Raw genomic sequence first — 7,109 nt, forward strand, 5'->3', positions numbered from 1 at the left:
AGCCTTATTTTTCAAACCGTCCAAAATGGGTGTTTTCTCGATTTATAAGTGCATCACCAAGATTAATTCTGTTCATGAGTCTCTCATGGTCCGAAGGAAAACGCTCTTTAATGTTTGCAACTCCCTCTATTGTTGGGATATTAGCATTAGGCACAGGACGTTCTTCCCTTTGAAATCCGGGGTTCAAACTATCATCAATCATTACAGGTCTGTCAATTGTATCGTTGTCATCATTATTATTAGTTGGGTCTCTATCAAGGTTCCCGGCATTATTAAATGAATCATTGTTATGATCTTGTGGCATATATTTCACTCCTTCGCTTATATTATCCGCTGATGGCATTAATCTATTCGCACGCTGTTCTTACCCGTAATCCATATAGTAACGAATCCTGTATTTTCTAATCCGCAACAACGCCAATTCTCTTGAATGGTCATCAAGTGCGAAGTGTCAAAAGTTTTTTTAAAATGAAAGGTTATTGTTTTCCTATTATCGCTATTGGGATTCTGGTGCTATCAAATAAAAAGAGCTTGATGGGAAGATATAAAAACAATTGGTTCGAAAATATCATTTTATCTTTAGCTTCCATTTTAGCGGTTTGGTCCGCCATTCAATTAGCTACAACCTTTTTTAAAATAATGGTAGATTATAGGTAGAGGTATTTCAAAATACATGTGTCTGCATTTGATCCCGATGGGGTCCTACTTTATTGGAAGTGAGGGTACTAATGATGAAACCGAAAGTAATCATTTATAAGAAAGTGGATCAAGAAGTGTTGGATTATGTTCGAGAGACTTGTGATGTCGTTTATTTTGAAGGTCTTGACTCACGAAATTATCCTGAATTCCTTCAAGAGCTGAAGGGCGCACAAGGTATATTAGGTTCAGGATTAAAAGTGGATAAAACTTTACTGGATCAAGCACCGCAATTAAAAATCGTCTGTAACTCATCAGTTGGTTACGACAATTTGGATATAACCGAGTTGTCCAATCGAGGAATCATGGCCACGAACACTCCAGAGGTATTGAATGAGACAGTCGCAGATACGATTATGGGCTTGATGCTGTCCACAGCGAGAAGAATGCCGGAGATGGATCAAATGGTAAAGTCAGGGCAATGGACATCGAATATCGGAGAAAAATCATTTGGGTTGGACGTCCATCATAAAGTATTAGGGATTATCGGGATGGGCGGAATAGGTTCCGCCGTTTCAAAAAGGGCCCGTTTTGGATTCGGTATGAACATCCTATATCACAATAGATCTAGAAACGAAGAAGCAGAACAAAAGTATGGAGCTACATACTGTTCTCTGGAAGATCTGTTAAAGCAATCTGATTTTGTCTGCTTGATGACACCGCTGACTCCCCAAACTGAAAAGATGATGGGGGAAAAAGAATTCAAGCTCATGAAAGAGACTGCCATCTTCATCAATTGTTCAAGAGGGAAAACAGTGGATGAAGAAGCCTTGATCACTGCGCTAAAAAACGGTGAAATTCACGCGGCTGGACTGGATGTCTTTGTACAAGAGCCCGTCCAGGAAGACAATCCATTGCTTTCCATGAAGAATGTCGTCACATTGCCTCATATCGGTTCCGCAACATATGAAACCCGCCTGAAAATGGCGAAGCTGGCAGCGACCAATCTTGTAGCCGGAATACAGGGAGAAGCTCCGCCTACCTTGATTAAAGCTGGGGTAAAGGTGAAGTGAATTCTTAAACAGCATTTATAAATTAAGACGGATAGCCTTATTAGGGGCTATCCATTTTTTGATTTCGCATTATTCAATAAAACAAACAAGCCCTCACTATAAAGGAGGGCTTGTTTGTTACTATAGATTTCCACTCCAGGCACTCGCTTCCCTTGGATACGCTATTCCTGCAGGAGTTTTGTACGTTTCGTTCTCTAGTAGTTGATTATTTCCATCGCTCTAACTTCGGGATGCCCCTAGAAAAAAACTTAGCAATAAATTTAGGCATTTTCATATTTTCAATCATATGATTTTGAACAAATTTTTGCATTTCCATCGCAGTAATATTTTGAGTGAATTCACCATTCATATAACAATGACTGCAATATTTAGTGCTTTTACTACCATCTTTTTCAGTTCCTCCACCTAATTCATCTTTAGATAGCGGCATTCCACAACTCTGGCATGTTTTATATTTTTTCATGATAGATTCTCCTGTAAAAGGTTTTATTCTAAACATTATCTAACAAACAAAATGAAGTCAAGACAAGATGAATCACATATCATCGAAACGACGAATCAACCGTTAATGTGGGTGTTGCCGTTATGTAAGGCAGGACTAGCGGAGCATTTTTTCAAATAGTCATAAAAATAACCAGTCAAGCCACTGCTCAACTGGTTATGGATATACATGTTAAATTAGAGTTTAAAATGACGATTCATTATGGCAACTGTTGTGCAATATACATTGATATAGTCCTGAAAATGTGATAAATTAATATAGAAACACATTTATAAATAAAATATACAGTTTACCCCTTAATATAAGTATAAGGTAAAACTCACCTCTAGTCAACCCCTATTTTTATTTTTTGAAGGAGTGTCTGATATGAACGATGAAATTCGGCAGGAGCAAGAACGTTTGAATGAGGTGATCGAAACAATAACGAAACAAATCGGCAAAATTGATGGGGAAACTTCACAGCGCAGAAAAGAAGTTGTTAATATCCGTAAACATTTTTGGGATGACCTCAAGGTTAATATGGATACTTTCGATGATTACCTCGAGACCATCATTGGCTTAAGGCAACAGGCTCAAGCCTTGTCAGAAAGGGAAGGCGCACATAGATATTCCCACAAGAGGTTATCTACACTGCGCCGCATGCAGGAAGTGCCTTATTTCGGCCGGATCGATATCACTGAAGAAGGATCTGCCCTTACAGAACATATTTATATTGGGACCTCGACTCTTACTGATACAACAGGAGAAAATTTCATAGTCTACGATTGGAGGGCCCCGATTTCGAGTGTTTATTATGACTTTCCTCCCGGCCCCGTACAATACTCTACTCCCGGAGGCATGATTTCTGGGATGTTGGAGAAAAAGTGGCAATATATCATCAAAGGAGGCGTTATCGAATCGATGTTCGATACGAGTCTCACCATTGGGGATGAGATACTGCAGCAGGTGCTTGGCAAAGGAACAGATAAGCATATGCACAGTATTGTGGCCACCATTCAACGGGAGCAAAATAGGATCATCCGGAACGATCGCGGACATCTGCTCATTGTTCAAGGTGCCGCCGGCAGCGGCAAGACATCAGCTGCCCTCCAACGGATCGCTTACTTGCTCTACAAGAATCGGGAATGGCTAAAAGCCGACCAAATCATTTTATTCTCTCCTAACTCCATGTTTAATAACTACGTATCCAATGTGTTGCCCGAGCTTGGCGAAGAGAATATGCAGCAGGTAACATTCCAGGAATACTTGGATCATCGTCTGACTGACTCGTTTCAAGTTGAGGATCCTTATGAGCAATTGGAATTTTTGTTGACTGCAGCGGATCATCCCTCCTATAGCACCAGGACAGCGAGTATCCAATTTAAGGCATCGATTCGCTTCTTTGAGATCATCAAAACATACAGGCAATCACTGGAACGATCTGGAATGATCTTTAGAGGGTTAAAGTTCCGCGGGGAAACGCTCGTCTCCGCTAAACAAATCTCGGAAAGATTTTATAACACGGACACCACCTTACGTTTTCACAATAGGGTTGAAAAGTTGAAAGAGTGGTTATGTGAGCTGCTTGATGAAACGGAAAAGTCCGAGTTGAAAAAACCTTGGGTCCAGGAGGAAATCGAGTACCTTAGCAAAGAAGACTATCAAAAGGTATACAACCTATTAGAGAAAAAACGCGGCCATGCTGAAGATTCCTTTGATGATTATGAGAAAGAGCATAAAATGCTCGCGCGTATGATTGTTCGCAAGAAATTGAAGACATTACGCAAACGGGTAAAAGCACTTCATTTTATCAATATTAAGCAAATATACAAGCAACTCTTTGACGAACAAATACGGAATGAACTGTGGAATGAGGGTGAAACACCTGTCGAAAGGGAAATATGTTTATCAACGCAAAAAATGCTGGACGAAGGTAAACTGCATTACGAAGACGCGACTCCATTTTTGCTGCTGAAGGAGCTAATTGTAGGATTTCAGACGAATACTTCTATAAAATACGTGCTTGTAGACGAAGCACAGGATTATTCTCCATTTCAATTCGAGTTTTTGAAACGGTTGTTTCCTTCGGCAAGGATGACCGTGCTCGGTGACTTTAACCAGGCGATATTTGCACATGCCAGCGAACGGGTGGATTTTCAGACTCTTACCAGTTTATACGGAGAAACTGAAACCGAGAGTATAACCTTGGATCAAAGCTATAGATCCACAAAGCAGATTATAGAATTTACACGTGAACTAGTTCCTGAAGGCCATCGAATCAAGGCATTCGAACGAGAAGGCGAGAAGCCTGTACTGACTCAAGTGTCCAGCCGAGATGAATTGCACCGCAAAATCGTGGCAAAAGTCAAAGACTTTCAAAGTCGTGAATATAATACCATCGCAATAATCTGTAAATCCGCTGCCGAAAGTGCTGCTGCATACGATGACCTTAGAATCCAAGGTGAATTTAAACTCGTACAGAAAGGCACAAATGAATATGAAAAGGGTGTTGTTGTCATTCCGGCTTATTTGGCAAAGGGCATCGAATTCGATGCTGTCATCATTTATGATGCATCTATGCAAACATATGGTGATGAGAGCCTGCGAAGATTGTTCTACACCGCATGTACCAGGGCCATGCATAACTTACACATATATACGGTTGGCGAACCTAGTCCTTTCTTGCAAAACGATGCAGCGAAGCGTTTCCTTCTGACAGATTAACGCTTCCTTTTTTCTCCTTTCATTTTATTGTTCTTTTATCAAATACTATAAAGAATCTTTAGTAAAGGAGGAGAGGATTTGACTAACGAGAAAGAAAACAGATCCGTAAGACTCGATGGGGTGAACACGGGAGGAAGCCAGACGACTGGTGAATCAACAACTCAATCAGTTAATGATGGTCATTATCATTATCCAGGGCCCATGGAAGAAGGCTATAGTGGAAATACAGGAAGAGCGGTACAGCCTGACGGGAAAGAAAATCGCGATATTCCTCAGAACAAAGATACAATAAATTACACCCGTGCTTTAAAGTAGGTCCTTCATGTTTTGAAACCTGTGTAGACTTTGTTTCTATGCATGTTTTTTATTGGGTGATCTTTATAGAAACCCACCTCGTTTTTAATTTATAACAGTTCGGACATAATATACTTGGAGGTGAAGGAAATGAGTAAAAAGACAGGAAGAGGTCGTATCGCACCAAGTGTTAACCCGCAGGGACACGGAAAAGATGTGGAATTCTCCACTGAGCCAAAAAGCGATCTTGAAAACAAGGCAAAAAAGTCCAATACAAAATAAGCGCATTGGGAAAAAATATGGTCATACTTCATAAAGAATGCCCTTCTCTTAGACGAGAGGGGCTTTTATAATCTAGGCTGTTTTCGCATACTTTTTTGCCATTTACCAAGTAATGTGGTGTGGTTGATTTCCCCTCCAGATGCTCGCTTTCCGCGGGGCGGGCGGTGAGCCTCCTCGGCGTAAACGCCTGTGGGGTCTCACCTGTCCCGCTGCTCCCGCGGGAGTCTCGCACTTCCACTCCAATCAACCTTAAATTGTTTCGTTTTAAAAACAACAATCTTTACGAAAAGAGCCATAATCTATAAAGTTTTTGTCGATGAATCATCCGTTTCTGGAGCAGTGAAATGTGAAGGAATGGCAGGAGGCTGCCAAATCGATCATTAAAGAGCAGATGAAAGCATCAAAAGAGATGATCGCCTGTCCAGTCTGTCAAGGAACGATCCTGAACCATCAAAAAAAACTGACATTTGGTGATACAGACATTCGCGAGATCATCCAAAAGCCAATTGCTGAAGTCACCAAAATTGTCGGGAAGCTGCCAGAACTGGCAAAACTAAAAGCAATTGTAGGCGGAGATATCGCACTTGCGGATGATGTCTCATTCCTTCCTCGGGAAACAAAAGCAGCGTTGAAAATGCTCGAACTGGAACTGGCAAGCCTCAAAGGCTATGAAGTGGTCTTGCAAAATACCCTGCCATTCTGGGGCAGCATCAAAAGCAATCTCGAAGCAATCAGCAGCAAAAACTAGATCACCATCTGTGACTTTGCCGATATTAACGAAACAAGAGAAACCATTATTGATAAATACTTCACCAATGACAAATATAAAAAACTGACCTATGTCTATGAAACATTTGGCTACAAAAAAATCGTGACCCAAATCAATAAAATCAAAGCAAGTCATAAATGCCCATTCTGTAATGGAAAGAAAGTCATTTCAGAAGATAACCTCCATGACGATGTATATAAATTAACGATACCGTGTGTGAGTTGTCATGTCAGTGGCATCAATGATGAAGGGCGTAAAGTGATAGTCGAAGACATCGACGTCCAGACCAGGCTGACAGGGAAAGTAGGCGATGTTGTGGCTGGAAGTGAACGTACCGAGGCCGTTGCCGATATCCCCATCTTCGCCAAGATTCGTGAGCTGAACAAACGAGATATGATGGCGGTTTATCAATGCCTTGAACAGAAAAAATAAATAATGACAGCACTCTACAGTCTAAGTCCGCCGTAATGGCGGGCTTAGACTGTAGACAAACTCGATGAAAATCGGGTTTGTCTACAATTTTTTTAGGTTTTTAAACTTTGCCCGTGGATTTCCACTCCAGGCACTCGCTTTCCGCGGGCTGTCCGGGAGCCTCCTCGTCGCTTTTGCGCCTGTGGGGTCTCCCTTGGACTCGCTTTTCCCGCAGGAGTCTCGTACCTTCCGTTCCAATCAACTTTGTTTTTAAAATTTACATAGAACCCCTTTTGTCTACAAACTAAAAGTCCGCTGTAAATGGCGGACTTCTGTTTGAATAAAAAAGAGGTTCAGAGTCCGAATAGTGAGTGAAGGTCGAATACTATGGGTGAACGGCCGAATACTATGTGGTTTAGATCGATAAACGGCGTCAATG

Annotated in this window: 6 protein-coding genes and 1 pseudogene; 5 read left to right on the forward strand and 2 right to left on the reverse strand. The window is 41.2% G+C overall.

Features of this window, described 5'->3' with window-relative positions:
• Window positions 1-4 precede the first annotated feature (4 nt).
• Window positions 5-304 carry a hypothetical protein gene (locus ACFRAK_RS21560; RefSeq protein ID WP_387603706.1) on the reverse strand — a complete coding sequence of 100 codons (300 nt, stop codon included), beginning with the start codon at window positions 302-304 and terminating at the stop codon, window positions 5-7.
• Window positions 305-731: 427 nt separating this feature from the next.
• Here ACFRAK_RS21560 and ACFRAK_RS21565 point away from each other — a divergent pair, with 427 nt between their 5' ends.
• Window positions 732-1,709, forward strand: a complete 978-nt coding sequence (locus tag ACFRAK_RS21565) for a 2-hydroxyacid dehydrogenase (RefSeq protein WP_394572481.1) — start codon at window positions 732-734, stop codon at window positions 1,707-1,709.
• A gap of 205 nt (window positions 1,710-1,914) precedes the next feature.
• Here the strand turns inward: ACFRAK_RS21565 and ACFRAK_RS21570 are convergent, their stop codons facing one another.
• The gene (locus tag ACFRAK_RS21570; RefSeq protein WP_387603708.1) at window positions 1,915-2,172 is read right to left on the reverse strand and encodes a zinc ribbon domain-containing protein; all 258 of its coding nucleotides are present in this window, start codon (window positions 2,170-2,172) and stop codon (window positions 1,915-1,917) included.
• A 405-nt stretch (window positions 2,173-2,577) separates the two neighbouring features.
• On the opposite strand from ACFRAK_RS21570, the gene helD reads away from it, so the two are divergent.
• The 4 genes and pseudogenes from helD to ACFRAK_RS21590 form a co-directional block, all read left to right on the forward strand.
• The gene (gene helD, locus ACFRAK_RS21575; RefSeq protein ID WP_394572479.1) at window positions 2,578-4,914 is read left to right on the forward strand and encodes an RNA polymerase recycling motor HelD; all 2,337 of its coding nucleotides are present in this window, start codon (window positions 2,578-2,580) and stop codon (window positions 4,912-4,914) included.
• A gap of 78 nt (window positions 4,915-4,992) precedes the next feature.
• A complete protein-coding gene (locus ACFRAK_RS21580; protein WP_260287061.1) occupies window positions 4,993-5,229 on the forward strand; it encodes a hypothetical protein in 237 nt (78 codons plus the stop codon).
• Between the two features lie 129 nt (window positions 5,230-5,358).
• Window positions 5,359-5,490, forward strand: a complete 132-nt coding sequence (sspL, locus tag ACFRAK_RS21585) for a small, acid-soluble spore protein L (RefSeq protein ID WP_034304091.1) — start codon at window positions 5,359-5,361, stop codon at window positions 5,488-5,490.
• A gap of 367 nt (window positions 5,491-5,857) precedes the next feature.
• A pseudogene (locus ACFRAK_RS21590) lies at window positions 5,858-6,691 on the forward strand (excinuclease ABC subunit UvrA); the annotation flags it as partial.
• Between the last annotated feature and the right edge of the window lie 418 nt (window positions 6,692-7,109).

The sequence above is a fragment of the Peribacillus sp. NPDC056705 genome (assembly GCF_043656335.1).